Origin of the sequence: Photobacterium sp. GB-1, assembly GCF_003026165.1 — a bacterium.
In the GTDB taxonomy this organism is placed as follows: Bacteria; Pseudomonadota; Gammaproteobacteria; order Enterobacterales; family Vibrionaceae; genus Photobacterium.
Window position 1 is genome coordinate 231,685 of the sequence record NZ_PYOB01000002.1, and the last position, 22,127, is coordinate 253,811.

Annotated in this window: 15 protein-coding genes and 1 pseudogene; 4 read left to right on the top strand and 12 right to left on the bottom strand. The window is 40.3% G+C overall.

What is annotated here, in order from left to right; all coding sequences use genetic code 11:
- Positions 1-8 precede the first annotated feature (8 nt).
- The 3 genes and pseudogenes from codB to C9J45_RS03650 all read right to left on the bottom strand — a co-directional run bounded on the left by codB (position 9) and on the right by C9J45_RS03650 (position 3,150).
- On the bottom strand, positions 9-1,250 hold the full coding sequence (gene codB / locus C9J45_RS03640) for a cytosine permease (protein WP_107206188.1): 1,242 nt from the start codon (positions 1,248-1,250) through the stop codon (positions 9-11).
- Between the two features lie 385 nt (positions 1,251-1,635).
- Positions 1,636-2,047 (bottom strand): annotated as a pseudogene (locus C9J45_RS03645) (anaerobic C4-dicarboxylate transporter family protein); the annotation flags it as partial.
- 59 nt (positions 2,048-2,106) lie between these two features.
- Complete coding sequence (locus C9J45_RS03650; protein WP_107292149.1) at positions 2,107-3,150, bottom strand: metal-dependent hydrolase; 1,044 nt, start codon at positions 3,148-3,150, stop codon at positions 2,107-2,109.
- 206 nt (positions 3,151-3,356) lie between these two features.
- On the opposite strand from C9J45_RS03650, the gene C9J45_RS03655 reads away from it, so the two are divergent.
- Positions 3,357-3,683, top strand: a complete 327-nt coding sequence (locus C9J45_RS03655; RefSeq protein WP_107206186.1) for a hypothetical protein — start codon at positions 3,357-3,359, stop codon at positions 3,681-3,683.
- A gap of 42 nt (positions 3,684-3,725) precedes the next feature.
- Here the strand turns inward: C9J45_RS03655 and yhjD are convergent, their stop codons facing one another.
- From yhjD to apbC, 5 genes are all read right to left on the bottom strand, one after another.
- Positions 3,726-4,685: an inner membrane protein YhjD gene (gene yhjD, locus C9J45_RS03660; RefSeq protein WP_107206185.1), complete on the bottom strand. Its 960-nt coding sequence runs from the start codon at positions 4,683-4,685 to the stop codon at positions 3,726-3,728.
- A gap of 168 nt (positions 4,686-4,853) precedes the next feature.
- Entirely contained in the window at positions 4,854-7,046 is a 2,193-nt protein-coding gene (locus C9J45_RS03665; protein WP_107292150.1) for an AsmA family protein, read from the bottom strand.
- A 230-nt stretch (positions 7,047-7,276) separates the two neighbouring features.
- The gene (dcd, locus tag C9J45_RS03670; protein ID WP_107206183.1) at positions 7,277-7,870 is read right to left on the bottom strand and encodes a dCTP deaminase; all 594 of its coding nucleotides are present in this window, start codon (positions 7,868-7,870) and stop codon (positions 7,277-7,279) included.
- A gap of 124 nt (positions 7,871-7,994) precedes the next feature.
- Positions 7,995-8,639 carry a uridine kinase gene (udk, locus tag C9J45_RS03675; protein WP_107206182.1) on the bottom strand — a complete coding sequence of 215 codons (645 nt, stop codon included), beginning with the start codon at positions 8,637-8,639 and terminating at the stop codon, positions 7,995-7,997.
- Between the two features lie 143 nt (positions 8,640-8,782).
- Positions 8,783-9,874, bottom strand: a complete 1,092-nt coding sequence (gene apbC / locus C9J45_RS03680) for an iron-sulfur cluster carrier protein ApbC (RefSeq protein WP_107292151.1) — start codon at positions 9,872-9,874, stop codon at positions 8,783-8,785.
- A gap of 243 nt (positions 9,875-10,117) precedes the next feature.
- Here apbC and metG point away from each other — a divergent pair, with 243 nt between their 5' ends.
- The 3 genes from metG to C9J45_RS03695 all read left to right on the top strand — a co-directional run bounded on the left by metG (position 10,118) and on the right by C9J45_RS03695 (position 14,972).
- Complete coding sequence (gene metG / locus C9J45_RS03685; RefSeq protein WP_107245905.1) at positions 10,118-12,163, top strand: methionine--tRNA ligase; 2,046 nt, start codon at positions 10,118-10,120, stop codon at positions 12,161-12,163.
- Positions 12,164-12,614: 451 nt separating this feature from the next.
- The gene (locus C9J45_RS03690) at positions 12,615-13,928 is read left to right on the top strand and encodes a dicarboxylate/amino acid:cation symporter (protein WP_107292152.1); all 1,314 of its coding nucleotides are present in this window, start codon (positions 12,615-12,617) and stop codon (positions 13,926-13,928) included.
- Between the two features lie 150 nt (positions 13,929-14,078).
- Positions 14,079-14,972 (top strand): hypothetical protein, encoded by an 894-nt coding sequence (locus C9J45_RS03695; RefSeq protein ID WP_233217624.1) that lies wholly within the window; start codon positions 14,079-14,081, stop codon positions 14,970-14,972.
- Positions 14,973-15,017: 45 nt separating this feature from the next.
- On the opposite strand, the gene serS is transcribed toward C9J45_RS03695, so the two are convergent.
- The 4 genes from serS to C9J45_RS03715 form a co-directional block, all read right to left on the bottom strand.
- A complete protein-coding gene (gene serS / locus C9J45_RS03700; RefSeq protein ID WP_107206177.1) occupies positions 15,018-16,325 on the bottom strand; it encodes a serine--tRNA ligase in 1,308 nt (435 codons plus the stop codon).
- Positions 16,326-16,453: 128 nt separating this feature from the next.
- Positions 16,454-17,809: a replication-associated recombination protein A gene (locus C9J45_RS03705; protein WP_279615362.1), complete on the bottom strand. Its 1,356-nt coding sequence runs from the start codon at positions 17,807-17,809 to the stop codon at positions 16,454-16,456.
- An 88-nt stretch (positions 17,810-17,897) separates the two neighbouring features.
- Entirely contained in the window at positions 17,898-18,515 is a 618-nt protein-coding gene (gene lolA / locus C9J45_RS03710; RefSeq protein ID WP_107206176.1) for an outer membrane lipoprotein chaperone LolA, read from the bottom strand.
- Positions 18,516-18,613: 98 nt separating this feature from the next.
- A complete protein-coding gene (locus C9J45_RS03715; protein ID WP_107245904.1) occupies positions 18,614-21,733 on the bottom strand; it encodes a DNA translocase FtsK 4TM domain-containing protein in 3,120 nt (1,039 codons plus the stop codon).
- Between the last annotated feature and the right edge of the window lie 394 nt (positions 21,734-22,127).

Genomic DNA, 22,127 nt, shown 5'->3' on the forward strand with positions numbered 1-22,127 from the left:
ATTTTCCCTTACGCCACTTGCTTTACTGCATGTGTCTTTTTATTCATTACTGTGTTTAATAGCACGTAGCTTATCGCACCACCTAACACCGCATTCACAGGTACGATACCTGGCAAGAAATGCCCTGCCGCAACACCGACAGTAATCGCTAACATGCCAGCCCAATTAACCGTTTTAAACTCTGCTTTAGTAAAATCTTGGTAGCGCTTACGATTGATAAAGAAATCCGCAATGATCACGCCGCCAATCGGTGGAATCGCTAAGGATAGGAATGTTAGCCAACCCACAAAATTGTTATAAAGCCATAGCGCACAAAGTGTGCCGATCAAACCATTCACGACTGACAAATACTTACTCGGCAATCCAGTGATATTTGCAAAGCCTAAGCCTGAAGCATAAAGCGCATTATCATTAGTCGTCCAAATATTAAGACCTAATACGATAATGGCAGGGATCAACAACCCTTGTGCAATCATCACTTCAGAAATATCAGAATGCCCTGTTACTGCAGCACCTGCTGCGCCAAAGATAAACATCAGAGAATTACCTAAGAAGAAAGCAACCATGGTCACGAGTACTGCTGATTTAGGCTTCTTACCAAAGCGAACAAAATCTGCGGTTAACGTTCCCGCACTCACAAACGAGCCAACAACCATCGCCAGTGCAACCGGAAAATCGATAGGATCGACAGGCTTCATCATCTTTAATTGATCAACACCACCAATACTTTCAACAGCCCCAGCTACAGAATAACTACCTAACACTGCAATTGCAGGTACAGCAATGGCTGATAGGATCATTAATGCCGACATACCAAAGTACACAGTAACCGTCATCAATATACCGGATACGACAATTAATACATTGGTATCAATGCCAGTGGCTTTATGAACAGGGATCGCAAACATTGCAACCCCCACACCGAACCAGCCAACTTGTGTACCGCCAAGCAATGCAGACGGTAGCCATGAGCCTTTAGTACCAAAAGAAAAACGAGCAAGAAGATGAGTAGAGAGTCCGGTGGAAGCACCGATATAGCCAAGAAAAGAAGTGTAAATACCGAGGATAAGATTGCCGATGAGAACAGCAAGGAAGAAGTCGTCAAATGAAAGTCCAGTACCAAGTGAACCACCTGTCCACATACTGGCGGAGAAAAAAGTGAGACCTAACATGACCATTGTCAGTGAAGCGACACCCTTTCGAGCAGTAAGGGGTACAGGCCCTAAACTGTAATTATTATCAGCAGCCATTTTCATCTCCGATATGAATAAATTCGTAAATCCAAGTTAAACGGCGCGCATTATGCTGATAATAAAAAAGCAATCAAGAACAATAAATTCAAACAAACAATCGAAAAATAACTAATAAACAATAAAAACATTTAAATACAAAAAGTTAAATACAAAACATAAGAATTAGATCGTACAATTTGAAACACTTAATTATCAGCTCAACATTAATTATTCAATTTACAAATTAATCATGCCTTATGGGAATCTATAATTCAGCGGTAATATTTTAAGGCAATCTTTAATAAAAAAAGGGACCCATCGGATACCTTTAAAATATCATAACCTCTTATTAAATAAGCACTTGTGCAATGGCATAACCAATACAGCAAGCTGATACAACACCAATAGTACGAATTTCCGACACCATCGCGACAATGACAATCATGATTAACACTAAAATTAAAAGTATCACCGCATGCATTGCAGTTTTAGGTAACTCTTCATTTAATGATGTTGAAGTCGTATGAAGAATTTGATCGCGCCAAACAGGATCGTTTAAACGACGTTGATACTCAGGATCATCAGCGATTTCTTTACCTCGACGCAAGCTATGCAGTGACAGTAATAACGTATCGACCAAGGTCGCTCAGGACGAATGCCATCTTTCAAGGCAACATCACCAATGATTGGCATAATGAGTACACTGCGTAACCAATACCTAGCATGAATGTCATCACGTAAGAGACTAATAGACCTACGATAGTCACACGCTATGGATTGCTACGTAGAATACGCTCTGTAACTCGCACAGCGAAAAAAGCCGATTAGCATTACTACATCAACACATAAGAAAACAGTGAAAGAAACGTTATAGTTACGTTTTTATAACAATGTTACTGGGGCATTCATTGATCTGGCATAGATCGGCATTCACATCTTGGCTGCCTAATAGCCGTAACCATAATGCAGAAAGGTGTTTGGGTTGCACTTTTCGCTCCTCCATTTTTATCGGTGCTATTAATTGCCAACCTTGCTGCGGTGACTGCTTGGCAACGATAAAACGAAATGGCAAATATTCGATTAATCCTAACCGCAGATCTGTCACCACTAATTGATCATCAATCGTTTGATACTGAACAAAATCACTAGCAAACTTAGTTAGCATTGCAACATGCTCTGAGGGCTGTTTTAACGGTAACCTGCCTCGCTCTCGTTGCACCCATTGTATAGGGTAACCATCATCATCTTTTGGATCGAGCAAAGATGAAAAGCCCTCATAATATTTATCATCATCAAGAATAATAAACCGCCAAAGTACCGTATTAAACGGGGTTGGGCTGATAAACATGGGCTGATTGGCTAACGGTGTGTGCTTTAACTCTTGTTCAATACGGTGCTCAATAACCTTATAAGCAACAACTGACCATGCTAAGTAAATCGTTGAAACGATTAGTCCAATACTACAGAGTTTTGCCATTTTCTCTCGCCACATCAAGCTTGCAATCAGCATGATAAGCAAAGGCAATGTATAGAGTGGATCGATAATAAAGAGACTCGATACCGCAACGCTGTTATCTAAAGGCCAAAACAGTTGCGTGCCATAGGTAGTAAATGAATCAAGTAATGGATGAGTGATCAAACATGCGGCAACTAAGAGCCATAATCGACCAAATGATAATACCGTAGGTCGATAGTGATGCCATAATGTAGTGAGTAATAAAGAGAACGGTAACAACACAAAAAGTGAATGGCTAAAGCCACGATGCTTCACCGTATCTGAAATAGGATCACCATAATCAATAAAAACATCTAAATCAGGTAACGTCCCTAACGCAGCACCAATCAATAATGTTTTAGGCTTACAGTGGCGTCCTGCTGCAACAGATGCCCCTAGTGCAGCTTGAGTTATTGAATCCACATACACTCCTTGTATTTAGCTTCATATCTAGCATGAAATATAAATACATAATCATTATTAATATATTAATCAGTTAACTATACCATGACAAAGTTATTACATTACGCAGTCAAACGGTACTTCTACCTTCAGTAATATGACACTACTGATATAGACAGGGATGTAGTTCGCATATCTGGCGTTGTCAGTCTATTAAAGGTAATAAAATGAAAAAAACTTGTCCTTGCTGTCAGCATAAAACCTCAGTACCAACACTCAACCAAGATACCCTCTCTTTTACCTGTGAGAGCTGTGGCATCCATCTACAACATAATGAAAACCAAGTGTTCGGCTATAGCATCGCATATATTGGTATTGTTAGCCTTGTTTTACTTATACTCAATATCAATGCCTTTATTGCCATCGCTACTGCAACAGTCAGCTATGCCATGATCCGCCGTAAGTTCATTGAACCAAGAATTGGTCTTCAAGTTAGCCAAATCAGTCATTTCCTAAAACAACTCAATATTGCACAATGTAATAAAAAAGGATGATATAGCGTCATCCTTTCTTGTATTCATCACAGAATAAAGCCGTTATTCTTCATCAGTGATCGGCGTAATACGATGTTCATTCGCTGTCGCAATCCAAGCGGCACAAAATAATGTCAAACGCGCAAAGAAATAGAAAAATGCCATTAAGCCTATAATTGAACCAAACGCGGCACCTGATGGTGAGCTTGCCAGTTTAGGTAACATGAATGTCATAGCAAACTTAATTGCTTCAAAGCCTATCGCGGCAAGTAATGTTCCTTTCATCAGTGCCCTACGATTAAAACGACGCTTAGGTAACATCCAAAAGATCCATAAAAACATAAGATAGTTAGCACAGATCGATATTGTTAAAGCTGTTGCGGTAAGAGCAGGGCGTAACCAAGTAATATTTTCTAAACCTAGCGCATTAACAATTGTTGCTTGTGCAGAGCCTGCCACTGACGTTAGTACAACAGTAAAAATTAATGCGCCCACTAACCCTGTCAGTGCGACAAAATCTTTCACATATTGCAGTAAAAAATGATCTTTATCTTCAGGTTTGCGTTCCCATACATCACGGGTTTGTGCTCGAATGGCTTCACGTAAATTCCCCATCCAACTAATACCAGAATACAAAGCAATGGCTAAACCACTTAAACCGACAGTTGTACGCTGACTAATAGCAATATTAACAGTGTTTTTTAATGTCGTTGCTAAGCTTGGATCAGTAACACCTGCAACTATTTTATCAATAATGCTATTTAGTAATGAGGCATTAGAGGCCAATATAAAACCCGCTGCTGCAAACAACACCATTAAAATAGGGATAAGGGATAAAAAAGAGAAATAAGTGATTGCTGCACCAAACTGACTCCCCAAACGATCATTAAAGCGATCCGCAGCACGGATCAAGTGATCAATAGGAGGCAAGGCTTTTATTTTATCGACCACAAAAGTAACAATCGCCATTACTTTTGACATCAAGGTTGTTTTTTCATCTGTCGACGTCGGTTTATCTATCATAATTCATCATCATGGCGTCATTCATTTATCAAGTGACAGTAATCACTGCTCACCGTCTTACTATAAAGTCGCCATTTACTTTTTAGTATCAAATACATATAAAATAGAAAAGGCTTGCCTTAATAAGCAAACCTTTTCAATAATAACGTGACCAATATAAAAATATTGTTAATTAAACAAACCTTTAAGCAATTGATCCGCTACATTTTTAATCTTCTCGTCTTTGGCTTTATCACCCAATAGCTTTTCAAGACCTCGGTTTAGCTCTTTCTTCGCTTTTTGCTCTAATTCGCTATTTTGCTTAAAGAGATTTTTTAAATCTAATTGGTATTTAGGCTGCTGCCATGTGCCTTTTATTTTAATAGGAACAGTAATCCCTTTCAATTCATCTAACCCTTTACCACTTGCTACAATAGCAGTATCAACAGAAAAGTTTAATGACTCATTATTTAAATTAGTCGTACCACGACCATTGATATCAAGTAATGGTGAAACAAGGTGAAGATTGTCGATCTTTGCTTGGCCTTGCCCTAATTGCAACAATGCCGTTAAAGAAGAAAAATCTGTTTTCTTTTGCTTCTGACTATCAGATAACTTTTCACCTTTTAGACGGGCTTTTGCTGAACGGATCATCTCTGATATATTCACTCCATAAACAGCGCCATCGGTTAAATTCACATTAATCGTACCTGTACTGTTATTTTTCAAATGTTGTGAAGATAAGCCTTTACCTGCAAGATTGGCGATAATATTTGCACGTCCTGCTAACTGCTTATTATTAGCAACATCTTCCAATAATGGCTGGATTTCAACGCCTTTTATTTGATTATGTAATTGATAGCTAGCCAAAGGTGTATTAACGTTCAATTGTGCTGTTCCACTCACAGTGCCTTTATATAAATTTGCCGTGAACGAATTTAACTTTGCAATCCCATTTTGAATCACAACCGACAGTTTCACATCAGACAAGTGTGCATGTGAGATAGTGAACTTTTTCGCCATTATCGTTCCGTCAACATCAATACCTTTTAGTACTGAAAGATCCGGCTCTTGTATTGCAGAGGAAGTATTTGATACCGATGGTGAAGAGGTTTGTTGTGACGTTGACGAAGCAACTTCGGTTGATGTGTTATTCGCAGCTTGATCTGATACTGCAGGCTTTTCCGATGAAACCTGGCCGTGCTGCTTGTTTAGCCAGTTATCAAGATTAATATTATCGCTAGATAAATTAAAACGGATCACAGGAACATCACGGTTGATAAAAGATACATCTCCCATTAACGCTAGTTCATCTGCATTTGCATTGAGTTTTGATAACGTCGCTGTTTTTGTCGTTATATCATAACTAGCATTGGTTTTTATGTTTACCTGCATCTTAGGGCGAGGTAACGCTTTTCCTGACAATGCATTATCTATTGAAAGATTCTCTAACGTTAGAATATTTCTATCCGACGACAATTTAAACTGGGTCTGCCCTTTGGTAACAAAAGCCAACTCAGGTAATTGACCATCTATATTTAAATTAACCGTTGCCCATTGACCATACTGAAAATGATCCAGCGTTACTTGAGCATGTTTTATCTCTGTTTTTCCATCTTGGGCCGTCAGAGATACATCTAGATTTTTTAATTCAGCCAATTGATATGCAGAAGACAGATTCAACTCGGTACTGCCTTTAGCTGCAAATTTTAGCGCATTTGCACTGCCCGAAATATCAAATGTCGCTTTCGTCCATGTATTTGGTGTCAGTTTATCTAAGGTGAAATTCACCTTATTTAACGCGATATTCGAACCGGTTTTGTCATTTATAATATCAACACTAGCATTGATAAGTTCAACCCCAGCAAGAGATATTTTCCACGGTTGTGTCGTTACCTTTGATGCCGTTGACTTCTCATCCTGAACATTACTAACAGCATCTTTATTAGCTTTTGATGATGTAGAGTCATTCACTTCTTTAGTTGATGACTTTTCAGTTAAGCCATCTAAATTACTACGACCATCTTTCAATGTTTGCACAAAAACATGCGCACCATCTAAACGCACTTTACCAATATCAAGCTCATGAGATAAAAGCGGTAATACGGAAACAGACAACTCAGCTTGCTTAAATTGAATCAGGTTTGGCTGAGCAAAGCCTTGAGGGTTATTTAACGTTGTTTCCCCCACACTTAAGCCTAATGTTGGGAAAAAACGCCAGTTAATATCGCCGCGAATATCCAATTCACGCCCAGTTTGCTTTTTTACTTGCTCTGCAATCACAGTTTTAAACTGATTGGGATTGACTAACGTGACAAGGGCTGTGATCCCAAGTACAACGACGATAATAATACCGATTAAAACATACAGTAATTTTTTCATACTACCCTCTTTCCCTTGCACCCATTATCACTATGAGGAATCTGCATAAGAAATATAAACAATTAAAATATAAGCTTAATGTTATTAAGCTCTGCGTTATGACAATGATTTATAATGATAGTTTCGCCCTAAACATCATAGTAATACCATCAGGCGATAAAATATCACACATAACAAAAAGGCAATCACTATGGATTGCCTCTTAAAATATAGATTATTGATGATTGAAATTAACTCTCTTTATCATCTTCATTAATACGACTAGCTACTGCACCTTGCTGATATTTATATTTAGCGTCAACACGTTTATTATACGGTTTTTCAGCTTCACCAGATAAGGTTTCAAAACTTAACGCACCAATTGGCATATGTGGACGCAATGCCAGTGGTAAGCGTCCTGAATTATAAAATTCAAGTACGATACGACCAGACCAACCTGGATCGATACGGTGTGCAGTAACGTGTACCATTAGACCTAAACGTGCTAATGATGATCGTCCATCCAACCAACCTACGATATTGGCAGGTAATGTCACTGATTCATGCGTTACAGCTAAAGCGAGTTGTCCTGGATGAAGGAAAAAGGCTTCTCCTTCCTCAACAACAATTTCATCACTCATAACTTTATCAAGTTGCGTTGCTACATCTTCTTTCTTTCCAGAAAGGTCGATAAAGGGTGCACCATGATCATTAAAAATACGGAAGTTATTACCAAGGGTCACATCAACCGTTAAACCACTAATACAGTCATCTGCTGGACGTGGCTCGATATTGATTTTTCCTTCATCAAGGTACGCCTTGATATCCTTGTCACAAAGTCTCATTTGAGCTTTCTCCTGAATAACAAAACACACGTATTATCAATAAAATAATACCTGTGTAGGCAAATCTTAACAGGGTTTCCCGAAAGATAAAAATAAGGCTGGCAAAGGCCAGCCTTATAAAAAATTAAGAACGTAACAACTTCGCTATATGCGCTTTAAGTACGTCGATAGCAATTCGGTTTTTACCACCGCGAGGAACGATGATATCAGCATATTGTTTTGACGGTTCAATAAATTGCATGAACATAGGGCGTACCGTCTTTTGATACTGAACGAGTACTGATTCCATAGTACGACCACGCTCTGCAACATCACGCTGTAGACGACGAAGTAGACAGATATCAAGTGGTGTATCCATAAATACGCTAGCGTGCATGATCTCACGAAGGCGTGGATCTGTAAGCAGTAAGATACCTTCTAAAATGATCACCTTCTTTGGTGTCATTTGCGTGGTTTCTTTCAGGCGAGTATGTTCGCTATAGCTATACTGAGGTACTTCTACTGCTTCACCCTTTATTAATTGCTCTAGGTGATCACAAAGTAAATCATGATCAAGCGCATTCGGATGATCATAGTTAGTTTTGACCCGCTCATCCATGGTCAGGTGGCTTTGATCGTTATAATAACAATCTTCCGTAATAACACCGATCTGATGATCGCCTACTTTTTCTTTTAGCTCTTTGTATACAGTACTGGCAATCAGACTTTTACCGGATGCAGAAGCACCTGCAATACCAATAATAACGCATTGGTGTGAATTTTCAGACATATCAGAAGGCACCTGTTAGACCACGTGGCGAGATAAATAATTAAACCGCCTGATTATAAGCCGTTGTTATGCCAGATGCCAACAAAAATGAGACATCTAGCACGTTTGAACAGAGAACGGACAAAGATCGTCTCATATTTTTGTTACATAGTACGAATTGTAATCTGCTCTACCGCCGTTTCACCTTGCCAGTACAAACGACTCGCAACAGTCGCGGCTAATTCAATATAAGCCATCGCTTGCTCAGAGTTAGGAGATACTGCCACAGTTGGTTTACCGTTATCAATATCTTGACGTACCTTAATATCAAGTGGTAGCTGCGCTAATAATGGCACTGAATATTCTTGTGCCATTTTTGCTGCACCACCAGTACCGAAAATATGCTCTTGATGACCACAGTTACTACAAACGTGGTAACTCATATTCTCAACAATACCCAGTACTGGCACATCCACTTTATTGAACATACTAATACCTTTAATGGCATCAGCTAGGGCTAAATCTTGTGGTGTAGTAACCACTAACGCCCCTGTAACAGGAATTTGCTGAGATAACGTCAGTTGAATATCACCAGTACCCGGTGGCATATCAATCACAAGATAATCAAGATCAGGCCACCATGTCTCATTAATAATTTGTGCTAACGCTTTTGAGGCCATAGGACCACGCCAAATCGTTGCACTTTCTGCTGGCACCAAATACCCCACTGAATTGGTATATAACCCGCATGATTCAATTGGCAGCATCATTTTGCCATCTGGCGATTGTGGCTTTTGATCCATGGTGCCTAACATCATAGGAACAGATGGGCCATAGATATCTGCATCAAGTAATCCAACTTTAGCTCCTTGTTGCTGAAGACCTAAAGCTAAATTAACTGACGTTGTTGATTTACCCACACCACCTTTCGCCGAACTTACTACGATAATATTTTTCACACCACGTAATGGTTGTTTATTTTCAACAGCCAAGGTAGCCACTTTTGCGCGTACATTAAACGTCGCATTTGAAGGAATAACACTAGTATGTTGCTCGCTGGCAATCCACTGTTCAAGCTCATTAACCAATGTAGCCGCAGCAAAAGGAATCGTGATGGTAATTAAACCATCTGCAGAGATAGAGACAACATTGGGCATATCCGCCCACTCTGAATTCAAAAGAGAATGCTCAAAATGATTTAGCCATTGGCATATATCAGCAACATTCTGAAAACGATGAGTTACATCGTTAGTCATAAGTTAACGCTCCACATAATTATTATCAAACGAGCAACAATTTAACCTTTAGTTAGTCATTTAAGAGCTTGTTGCTGCGCTAATTTTACTTGTTTTACTTAATGCTACCACCAAAGCATAAAAACTGCCCGATTTCACAAGCTTTTAAGCAGATAAAACCGTATCTGATGCTAGGAATAACGACAACCATCAGGTAGTATTTACAGCTACGTTTTTTACCCATCATGAGCGAAATAAGTAATTATGGCTGCCAATCCAAGAAAAATTCTGGTTACCTGTGCCCTACCGTATGCTAACGGTTCTATCCACTTAGGTCACATGCTTGAGCATGTACAAGCGGATATTTGGGTTCGCTATCAGCGCCTACGCGGCAACGAAGTTCATTTCATTTGTGCCGACGATGCACACGGAACTCCAATCATGCTTAAGGCCCAGCAGATGGGTATGGAACCTGAGCAAATGATTGCCGAAGTGAGCAAAGAGCACCAAGCTGATTTTGCTGGCTTTGATATTGATTTTAGCAACTACCACAGCACACACTCACCAGAAAACCGTGAGTTAGCATCTTTTGTATATACCCAGCTAAAAGACAATGGCTTTATTACTAGCCGTACTATTTCTCAGCTTTTTGATCCTGAGAAAGAAATGTTCCTCCCTGATCGTTTCGTAAAAGGTACATGCCCTAAGTGTAAAGCCGAAGACCAATACGGTGACAACTGCGATAACTGTGGTGAAACATACAGCCCAACAGATTTAATCAATCCAAAATCAGCCGTTTCTGGTGCTACACCAGTCATGAAAGATTCTGAGCACTTCTTCTTCGACCTGCCTCAATTTGAAAGCATGTTAAAAGAATGGACTAAATCTGGTGCTCTTCAAGAAGAAACATCGAACAAGATGCAAGAGTGGTTCGAGTCAGGACTGCAACAGTGGGATATTTCTCGTGACGCTCCTTACTTCGGCTTTGAAATTCCAGGTGAGACCGGCAAATACTTCTATGTATGGCTGGACGCACCAATTGGCTATATGGGTTCATTTAAAAACCTATGTGACAAGCGCGACGATCTAAACTTCGATGAGTTCTGGAATAAAGATAGCTCAACAGAGCTATACCACTTCATCGGTAAAGACATTGTTTACTTCCACAGCCTATTCTGGCCTGCGATGCTAGATGGTGCAGGGTTCCGTAAACCAAACAATGTATTCGTACACGGCTACGTAACAGTAAACGGTGCGAAAATGTCTAAGTCTAAAGGCACGTTCATCAAAGCCGGCACTTATCTAAAACACCTAGATCCAGAATGCCTACGCTACTATTACGCAGCCAAACTAAACAGCCGTATTGATGATCTGGATTTAAATCTAGAAGACTTCACACAGCGTGTTAACAGTGATGTAGTAAACAAGATTGTTAACCTTGCATCTCGTAATGCAGGCTTCATCGCTAAACGTTTCGATGGCAAGTTATCTGATAATTTCGTTGAACCTGAGCTATATGCAGAATTCGTTGAAGCCGCTGATCGTATCGGTGAGTTATACGAAAGCCGTGAATACGGTCGTGCAATTCGTGAAATCACAGCACTTGCTGATAAAGCAAACCAATATGTTGATGAAAAAGCACCTTGGGTTGTTGCGAAACAAGAAGGTAAAGACCAAGAGTTACAAGAAATTTGTACTGTGGGTATCAACCTATTCCGCGTGCTAATGGCTTATCTGAAGCCCGTCATGCCAAAACTGACTGAGCGTAGTGAAGCATTCCTAAACGAAACACTAACTTGGGAAACAATTGCCAAGCCGCTAACAGCTCACGAAGTAACGAAGTTTAAAGCTCTATTTAATCGTATCGATCCTGCACACGTTGCAGCAATGGTTGAATCATCGAAAGAAGAAGCTGCAGCAGATAAAGCCGCTGCTGAAGCCGCTGCAAAGCCAGCAAGCCCTTTAGCTGATGAACCAATTGAAGCTGAAATCGAATTTGACGATTTTGCTAAAGTTGATATGCGTATCGCTAAGATTGTATCTTGTGAAGAAGTACCAAAGGCAAACAAACTGCTTAAATTCCAATTAGATATTGGCGGTGAAATGCGCCAAGTATTCTCTGGTATTAAGTCAGCTTACACACCAGAAGAGTTAGTGGGCAAAATGACTGTTATGGTAGCTAACCTGAAGCCTCGCAAAATGAAATTCGGCATGTCTGAAGGCATGATCCTAGCAGCGGGCCCTGGTGGTAAAGATCTTTGGATCCTAGAGCCACATGAAGGTGCGCAGCCAGGTATGCGTGTAATGTAATTTACACCTCACCTATATATAGAAGGGCACTGTATGTGCCCTTTTTTATTGTCGCCGCCCCATTACTACCGGATATAAACTCATATTTTTAGAATAAAAATTCAAACAAGAGCCAATAAAACATTTTAATTTTATAAAATAAATATTAGTGAAATAGCTTAATCCTCTGAAGTAGTACTATTTTCTTACAGAATGAGAGTAAACAACGCCCACTAGGTAGAGTTATATATAAGATAAAAGCGTGACCAACCCGATATAAAAACCACTCAAATGTTAAAATATAGTTAATATTACCCTTATTTAACTTTAAATAAATATAAAAAACGTGACTCAAGCCATATAGTTAATATTTGATCGTATTTTTGCTTTGGTTGAAACATTGAAGTGCTGATAGTCTCTTTGTGGCTCTGATATATAGATGGACAGAGTGAATAATTATAAGGAAAATTCAATGTCAACGACAAAGAAAAAAATGTCCCTCACCTCCCGAGTGATCCTCGGTATGGTACTGGGTATTCTAACAGGATTTTTAATTCGCACCTTTTTAGCTGATATCTCTTTTATCCACGAATACATCGTTAACGGTTTGTTTGATGTAGGTGGCAAAATTTTCATTGCCAGCTTAAAGATGCTTGTAGTACCTCTTGTCTTTGTATCACTGGTTTGTGGTACTAGCTCATTAAAAGATATTGCAACATTAGGCCGCCTTGGTGGTAAAACAGTCTTGTTCTATCTTGCAACAACTGCCATTGCTATTACCCTAGCGCTTTTCCTTGCTAATGTTTTCCAACCAGGCGCTGGTGCAGATTTAAGCGCAGCAACAACATTTGCCGCAAAAGAAGCACCAACGCTAGGTAGCGTTATTGTCGGTATGTTCCCAACTAACCCAATAAGCTCTATGGCAAATGGTAATACTCTGCAAATTATTGTCTTTGCCGTATTATTCGGTATCGCAATTAGCGCTGCGGGTAAACCAGGTGAACGTATTGCTGAAGTTTTCAAAGATCTTAATGAAGTGATCATGAAGCTTGTAGCGTTGCTAATGAACATTGCACCATTCGGTGTGTTCTTCCTAATGGCTAAGCTATTTACAGGATTAGGTCTAGATGCAATCTTTAACCTAATTAACTACTTCTTAGTCCTTGTTGCAGCGCTACTTATCCACGGTTTAGTAACATACAGTGCGATGCTAAAGATCTTTACCGGTCTAAGCCCTATTACTTTCCTAAAGAAAATGGAAGATGTGGTGATGTTTGCTTTCTCAACGGCATCATCAAATGCAACGATTCCAGTTACCATGGAAACAGCAACCAAACGTCTTGGCGTAAATAATAAGATTGCTTCATTTACAGTACCGCTAGGTGCAACCATTAATATGGATGGCACGGCTATCATGCAAGGTGTCGCGACAGTATTTATTGCTCAAGCGTTCAACATTGACCTAAGCATGGGTGACTACATTGCCGTTATTGTAACTGCAACACTAGCCTCTATTGGTACTGCGGGTGTTCCTGGTGTCGGCTTGATCATGCTGGCCATGGTACTAAACCAAGTCGGTCTTCCGGTTGAAGGTATTGCAATCATCATGGGTGTTGACCGCCTACTTGATATGATCCGTACCGCTGTCAATATTACTGGTGACTCTGTAGTAACATGTATTGTTGCTAAGAGTGAAAACGAGATTGATATTGAACGCTTCAATGATCCTGCTGCTGCAGTTAAAGATGAAGAAGTTAAATTTCATCCTCTAAAGCAAAGCTCATAATTCGGTAATTCTCATTGTATAAGGCGCCTTTATGGCGCCTTTTTTATTTCACTATTTTGGTGCACTTGAACCAAGTTAGCTCACAAGACACCGTTACACCATATTTAACTTGTTGTTTTAATTAAAATATATTAACGGCATGACGATTGCTTGCTTACTAAAAGAATAAGAGTAATTAAAGGGCTATTTATGTGGTTGATCATAGCTGCCATTATTTCACTATTAACGATTGGATATATCACTTGGAAAACAAATAAAAATAACACCCAATTACAACTACAATTTGATCAAATAATGCAGCTCAGAGAACTGATACAATTCATTCGTTATCACCGCCGCTATTGCCATCAAAAAATTATAAGTAACAATATGGATAATAAGATCCATGAATCTGTTAAGCGTAAAAGGCATGCTTTAAAGCAAACACTCTCAATATTAATTTATCAAGCTGACACCAATCACAAACCGATGTTTCGGATATTGAGACAAGAAATACAGCGTTTATTTACAGATTGTCCTCACTACTCTTTACAGCGCAGCCAAGCCGTACATGGCAGAATTATTCGACACATTATGTATCTGATTGATGATGTTATTAGTTCTAGCTTGCTTACAGCCGAAAAAGACACCACTTTCGAACATTATCAAACCGCTTGGCCTATTACATTAAATTCACTGGATAGTTTAAATAGATTCCGCTGGACGATTGAACACTGTCCTTTAGAAAGCAAAAGCTATGCGCGCGAGTTAGAAATGCATGTAAAAATGATCCAACGAAGGCTTGGGCAGATATCGATGATAAGCCAACAGACGCCACCTGTTTGGCCTATTGAAAAGCTCCTACAAAAATTTCATGAAATACAATTTCATAACCAAGATAAAAATAAACTTAAAGAAGAGCTTTATCTTTATTCAATTCAGATCTCAGACACTATTTTCCAGTTCTTCGATCTTATTATCAATGATATTGCTGATGATCTTGCTATAACAGTTCCAAACATAACGACATGTGCCATTAATTTTGATCACAACAAGCAGACATAAAAAAACCCAGCACGATGGCTGGGTTTTCAAACGACAAATCAGTGATTAACCGATGTGAGTCATACCGTTCATGTACTTACGAAGTACTTCAGGGATCTCGATACGACCGTCAGCCTGCTGATTATTTTCTAAAATAGCAACCATTGTACGACCAACAGCAAGACCAGAACCGTTTAATGTGTGTAGAAGCTCAGGCTTCTTCTCACCTTTACGACGGAAACGTGCTTGCATACGACGAGCTTGGAAATCCCACATGTTAGAACAAGAAGAAATTTCACGGTACGTTTCTTGAGCAGGAACCCATACTTCAAGATCATAGGTTTTACATGAGCCAAAGCCCATATCGCCAGTACAAAGAACCACTTTACGGTATGGAAGCTCTAGAAGCTGTAGTACTTTCTCAGCGTGACCTGTTAACTCTTCTAGTGCAGCCATTGAATCTTCAGGTTTCGTAATTTGTACAAGCTCAACTTTATCGAACTGGTGCATACGAATAAGGCCACGAGTATCACGACCGTAAGAACCTGCTTCAGAACGGAAACATGGTGTATGTGCCGTCATCTTAACAGGAAGATCCGCTTCATCAGTGATGGTATCACGCATCATGTTTGTTACAGGTACTTCAGCTGTTGGGATCAATGATAGAACGCGAGGTTCTTCATCATTTACTTTTTCAGTTAAAGGCTGTGTATGGAACAAGTCTTCACCGAACTTCGGAAGCTGACCTGTGCCAAATAAGCTATCTGCATTTACTAGGTACGGTACATACATTTCTGTGTAGCCGTGCTCTTCGGTATGAAGATCAAGCATAAACTGTGCAATTGCACGGTGTAAGCGCGCAAATTGACCTTTCATAACGATAAAGCGTGCGCCGGTAATTTTTACAGCACTCGCAAAATCAAGACCACCCGCCATTTCACCCAGATCTACGTGATCTTTCACATCGAAGTCATAAGCTTTTGGTTCACCCCAACGAGAAATTTCTACGTTTTCAGACTCGTCTTTACCAACAGGTACAGAATCATCTGGGATGTTTGGTACAGATTGTGTAATAACATCAAGCTCCGCTTGTAACTCAGCTAACGCTTTTTTCGCGTCATCAAGCTCAGAACCTAGGTTACCCACTTCAGCCATAATACGCTCGGCTTCTTCGTGATCACCTTTCGCTTTTGCCTGACCAATCGACTTCGATCGCGAGTTACGTTGAGCTTGAAGCTCTTCTGTCTTCACTTGAAGGGATTTACGCTTCTCTTCAAGGTTACGTAAAGTTTCTACATCAAGGTTAAAACCACGACGCGCGAGTTTTTCAGCTGTTTCATCCAGCTCTGTTCGAAGTAATTTAGAATCTAGCATGCTAATCCTGTGCTCTTAATATTCTGAAATGCACGTTATTTAGACGATTTTTATCAAAATAGTCTGTAATTAGGAAGGCAGTTCTCACATGGAACTGCCAGTCGTTTAACGATACCCAAAAAGCCTTATTATTGGTAGCGCTTTAACGGGCTTTTTGCATCTAATGAAGCAAGATAATCCAACTTTTCGGATATTTTCATTTCTAAACCACGGTTTGATGGTTGGTAATAAACCCGATCACGGATTTCACGCGGTAGATACACTTCACCTGCCGCATAAGCCCCTGCTTCATCATGGGCATAACGATATCCTTCACCATAACCTAATTCTTTCATTAACTTGGTCGGCGCATTACGTAAATGATGAGGGACTTCAAAATCGGGAAATTCGCGCGCATCAGCTTTGGCAAGATTAAACGCCACATAAACCGCATTACTTTTCGCCGCACAAGCTAAGTACACAATCGCTTGTGCTATGGCTCGCTCACCTTCATAAGCGCCAACACGGGTGTAACAGTCCCACGCAGAAACCGCGACTTGCATCGCACGAGGATCAGCATTACCAATATCTTCTGAAGCAATAGCTAATAGGCGACGAGCCACATATAGCGGATCACAGCCTGCTTGGAGCATACGTGCAAACCAATACAAAGCACCATCAGGATTAGAACCTCGAATTGATTTATGCACCGCTGAGATCATGTCGTACCAAAGATCACCTTTGTTATCAAAGCGCGCAACCTTTTCGCCTGTGACTTCCGCCAATAATTCGACCGTTATTTGCTTAATGCCTTCATCATCTTCTTCAGCCATATCAATAAGCTGCTCAAGATAATTTAAAGACATACGCGCGTCACCACGAACAAACTCAGCTAATTTTTCTTTAATATCATCCGCAAAGTGTAAATTCGTTTCAGTTACCCCTCGCTCTTTATCCGTTAATGCTTGTTCAATCACTTGCAAGATCTCATCATCCTCAAGTGACTTTAACTTATAAACTCGAGCGCGAGAGAGTAATGCATTATTAAGCTCAAACGATGGGTTTTCCGTCGTTGCACCAATAAATGTTACAGTACCGTCTTCAATATGCGGTAAAAACGCATCTTGCTGACTTTTATTAAAACGATGCACCTCATCAACAAATAAAATAGTGCGACGTCCCGCCATTTTATTGTCACGAGCCTTATCAATTGCAGCTCGAATATCTTTAATACCGGATGTTACAGCAGACACACGCTCTACTTCAGCGTTGGCATAATGTGCAGCGACTTCTGCTAATGTCGTTTTTCCTGTACCCGGTGGCCCCCACAAAATCATTGAATGTAGCTGCCCGCCTTCTAAGGCTCGACGTAAGGGTTTTCCTTGTCCCAAAATATGTTGCTGACCGATATATTCTTCTACTGTTCGAGGTCGCATTCTTGCGGCTAGCGGCCTGAAATCAGAAGAAAAATCAAGGCTGAAGTTATTCAAAATAACCACTCCCATAAACAGAAAAAGGTGGCTAACAGCCACCTATACAATTTAGATAAACAATACATACACGCTAACTCATAGCATCATATCGATTGTTTTTTCATTGACGTTGGTCATCCAGTTCTACCCCTTTCGGTGGCGTAAACTTAAATAAGTCTGCCGCTGGTGTAGTACGTGTAAATTTAGATAATGTGTAGTTACTGCGTTGCCCGTCACTCTCAACTACAGAGAAATTACGCACTTGACCATCTTTAGATACTGTCACGATAAACTCTTTCATCGAAGAAGTTTTATCTTTCGGCGTTAAGGTAAAAGTATCTACTAATTGCTTCACATTATAACGCGACCAGTCTTTTTCATTATTACGTGTTAACAAAACAAACGGTGTTTGTTCTGTTGCATCTTTTAGCCACATTGCCGTGACCTGTTCAACGAATGGGCTGTAATACCATACTGTTTTACCATCGGAGACTAACAAGCTTGCATCCGGTGTTTTAGTATCCCAACGGAATAAATTAGGGCGCTTAATGGATAAATCGCCAGTCCCATCAACCAATATTTCACCGTCAGGACTTATCACTTTCTGAGTAAAGTTAGCACTAAAGGCATTAACTTTATCAAGTCGGCTACTTAATGCTTGTTGTGGCGTAGCCCAAGCACTTGTTGTTGCAAGCATTGGAACGGCAACTAATATACTTAGCCATAACTTTTTCATCATATTCGCTTACCTCTATTAAAGTAAACCGCCGAACATACTATGCGCAGCGGTTTAAATTACGCTATAAATTTACTGACAGCAAGGTGTCGGTTTATTCATTAATCGTGGATCTGTACTGGCGCAGGTGCTAGTACTTCTCGGTTTGAATTGTGCCCCGGCGGACTAACAATGCCATGCGCTTCTAATTGCTCAACAATTCGCGCTGCGCGGTTATAACCAATTTTAAAGCGGCGCTGAACACCCGATACTGATGCGCGACGCGTTTCAGTGACAAATGCAGCTACTTCATCAAACAGTTGATCGATATCATCATCACCACCAGTGGATGTTTCACCCGGCAATAGACTTTCTGAACCTTGGTCTGAGCTTAGAATACTATCTATATATTGTGGTTTACCACGCGCTTTCCAATCATTCACCACGTTATGTACATCATCATCCGATGCAAATGCACCGTGAACACGTGTTGTATGGCTTTGACCTGGTGGTAAGTACAGCATATCACCCATACCAAGCAAGGATTCTGCACCACCTTGATCAAGAATGGTACGTGAATCTGTTTTGGTCGATACCGTAAATGCCATACGCGTAGGAATATTTGCTTTAATTAAGCCGGTAATAACATCTACAGATGGGCGCTGAGTAGCAAGTACTAAGTGGATACCTGCCGCACGTGCTTTTTGAGCGAGACGCGCGATAAGCTCTTCAACTTTCTTACCAACAACCATCATTAAGTCAGCAAATTCATCGATGATAACCACAATACTCGGCATTTTTTCAAGTAATGGTGGGTATTCATCCATGGTATCGCCTGGCTGCCATAATGGATCATGAATAGGGAAACCCGCCGCTGCCGCTTCCTCTAACTTATCGTTGAAGCCCGCTAGGTTACGTACTCCACATTTCGCCATGAGCTTATAACGACGTTCCATTTCCCCAACACACCAACGCAAGGCATTGCCGGCATCTTTCATGTCAGTTACGACTTCCGTTAATAGATGCGGTATACCTTCATAAATAGATAATTCCAACATCTTTGGATCGATCATAATAAAGCGACAATCTTCAGGCTTACACTTGTATAGTAAGCTCAAGATCATGACGTTTACACCAACTGATTTACCCGATCCCGTCGTACCCGCGACCAGTAAGTGAGGCATTTTACTTAGATCAGCCACAACAGCTTCACCAGCGATATCGCTACCTAAAACAATCGGTAATGGACCATCCATATTCTGAAAACGCTCACTGGCGACCACTTCAGACATGTATACCGTTTCTCGACCTTTGTTCGGCAGCTCTAAACCAATATATGGTTTACCCGGAATAGCCTCAACGACACGTACAGCCATCACAGACAACGCACGCGCTAAGTCTTTTGCTAAACCAGAGATGCGACTGACTTTCACACCTGGCGCTAAATCTAATTCAAAGCGGGTAATAACTGGCCCCGGATAAATCCCTTTCACCTGCGCTTTAATTTTATAATCAACTAACTTAGATTCAATTAACGCAGCTGTCGCTTGCAGCTCTTCTTCAGAAGCAGGCTCCACAGTGCGACGCGCTGGTTGCAATAAATCTAATGTCGGCATTGGTGACGTTGGCGCCGGAAGATCAACTTCTGTTTGCATTAAAAACGGATTATCTAATCCAGCCAAATGCGCTTGTTCTTTTTGTAAATCACGAATATTTTGTAAAAACGCTTCCTGATCGGCTTTTTCTTTTTGTTCTGGTGTTAACGCTACCGCTTCACCACGCTCTAGTTCAGACATACCATCTTGCACACCAATTTCAATATCACTTCCAGGAACTGGCTGTGATGTTGTTGGTTGTGGAGCGACAACTTGCGACGCTACTGGTGTTGTCTGTTGAACAGCCATAGATTCTTCAGCTTGACTTAGTTCAGCAACATTCTGCTGTGAAGAATGATAAGCAGGAGCAGCAGTTACTGCTGATTCAGCCGCTTCAATTGCACTTTGCGTATACTCATCCACTGGAACAGTAAAATCTTCATTTTTATCCAGTTCACGTTCTAAATCCTCAATCGAAAGACCACGAGGCTGAGTAGCTGGCTGCTGAACTGTCTCTTGTTGCTGTTGAACAGGCTGACTTACCACAGGTTGTTGAACAGCAGCTTGCGGTTGTACCACTGGCTGACTTACAACAGGTTGTTGAACAGCTGCTTGTGGTTGTACCACTGGCTGACTTACAACAGGTTGTTGAACAGCAGTTTGCGGTTGTGCCACTGGCTGACTTACAACAGGTTGTTGAACAGCTGGTTGCGGTTGTGCCGCGGGCTGACTTACAACAGGTTGTTGAACAGCAGTTTGCGGTTGTACCACTGGCTGACTTACAACAGGTTGTTGAACAGCTGGTTGCGGTTGTGCCGCGGGCGGGCTGACAACAGGTTCACTCGTTTCTAACAACGGGTCACGTGTCACATCAGAATTCGGTCGAACAATCTTATAAGGTGAAGATTCGACTTCTTTTGCATTATTATCTAATGGTTCGTTATTAACATAAGATGATAATAACGGGTCATCTTCATCATCAACGTCACTTATGTGTGCCATGTAAGGCATTTCTGATTCATCAGGGATTTCGGTTGCAAAAGGTCGCATAACCTCATGTTTATCTGAGCGGAATTTATTTAAAAACCATGTTAACGAAGCAAGCGTCTTCTCACCTAATGTATCAACAATTGATATCCATGAAATACCCGAGAACAATGTAAAGCCAATAGCCCAAATAAACATTAATACTAATGTTGTACCAAGCACATTAAGCAATGGCATAGAGATGTTTGAAACAACATCTCCCACGACTCCACCCGATGAAAAGTACCAAATATCGTCAAAGTTTAAATCAGCAAGACCACAGCTAGTTAATAGCAATAAAATTAGACCTAAAAGACGAGTGCCGTAAACCATATAATCGTGAGATAAACTTTTTGAACGGCGACGAAATAAATAATAGCCAAGTAAGACTATTAAGGCAGGAAAAACATAGGCTAATGAACCAAAACTGAAGAAGAATGTATCAGCGACTAAAGCGCCAAACGCGCCAGCTTTATTCTGAACAACCCCTTCCCAAGCAGTTTGTGACCATGATGGATCTGCAGGGTTAAATGTTACCAATGCCACCATAATATAAATAGCAGCTAAAATACTGATGATTAAAAAACCTTCAACAATGCGTTGTGTACCTGACAAACGCATCTGGGACAGTTTTTTACCTTTAATTTTCCTCAAGGATAACTCCGATGTCTCTATAAAACTCAAAATTTTGCCAGAAATCTAAGACATTCATCGAATAATACTAATATCTATAGCCAAATGCGCTATAAAGTTTAGCTAAATATAAGAAATACAATGTCATTGTCTCAATGCCACTATTCTATACTAAATGCGTGCATTGTCTGTGTACCGAAAAAGCTTTTAGTGAAAAATTTTCTCTCGCCCCAGATAATAAGGTACAGATAGCTATTTTAGACGCCCAATAGATAAAAAAATTCATCACTATGTCAATTTGATTCACTTTTTGTCCAATTAACCACCACTATGAATAAATTAACATATCGTACAAACAAAACGAGCGGCTAAATAGCCGCTC

Bases quoted from the DNA above. Each gene is read 5' to 3' on its own strand.
- yhjD (WP_107206185.1), bottom strand. From the start codon at position 4,685: ATGATAGATAAACCGACGTCGACAGATGAAAAAACAACCTTGATGTCA.
- apbC (WP_107292151.1), bottom strand. From the start codon at position 9,874: ATGACTAACGATGTAACTCATCGTTTTCAGAATGTTGCTGATATATGC.
- udk (WP_107206182.1), bottom strand. From the start codon at position 8,639: ATGTCTGAAAATTCACACCAATGCGTTATTATTGGTATTGCAGGTGCT.
- C9J45_RS03655 (WP_107206186.1), top strand. From the start codon at position 3,357: ATGAAAAAAACTTGTCCTTGCTGTCAGCATAAAACCTCAGTACCAACA.
- dcd (WP_107206183.1), bottom strand. From the start codon at position 7,870: ATGAGACTTTGTGACAAGGATATCAAGGCGTACCTTGATGAAGGAAAA.
- C9J45_RS03715 (WP_107245904.1), bottom strand. From the start codon at position 21,733: ATGCGTTTGTCAGGTACACAACGCATTGTTGAAGGTTTTTTAATCATC.
- lolA (WP_107206176.1), bottom strand. From the start codon at position 18,515: ATGATGAAAAAGTTATGGCTAAGTATATTAGTTGCCGTTCCAATGCTT.
- C9J45_RS03705 (WP_279615362.1), bottom strand. From the start codon at position 17,809: ATGGGAGTGGTTATTTTGAATAACTTCAGCCTTGATTTTTCTTCTGAT.
- C9J45_RS03690 (WP_107292152.1), top strand. From the start codon at position 12,615: ATGTCAACGACAAAGAAAAAAATGTCCCTCACCTCCCGAGTGATCCTC.
- metG (WP_107245905.1), top strand. From the start codon at position 10,118: ATGGCTGCCAATCCAAGAAAAATTCTGGTTACCTGTGCCCTACCGTAT.
- codB (WP_107206188.1), bottom strand. From the start codon at position 1,250: ATGGCTGCTGATAATAATTACAGTTTAGGGCCTGTACCCCTTACTGCT.
- serS (WP_107206177.1), bottom strand. From the start codon at position 16,325: ATGCTAGATTCTAAATTACTTCGAACAGAGCTGGATGAAACAGCTGAA.
- C9J45_RS03665 (WP_107292150.1), bottom strand. From the start codon at position 7,046: ATGAAAAAATTACTGTATGTTTTAATCGGTATTATTATCGTCGTTGTA.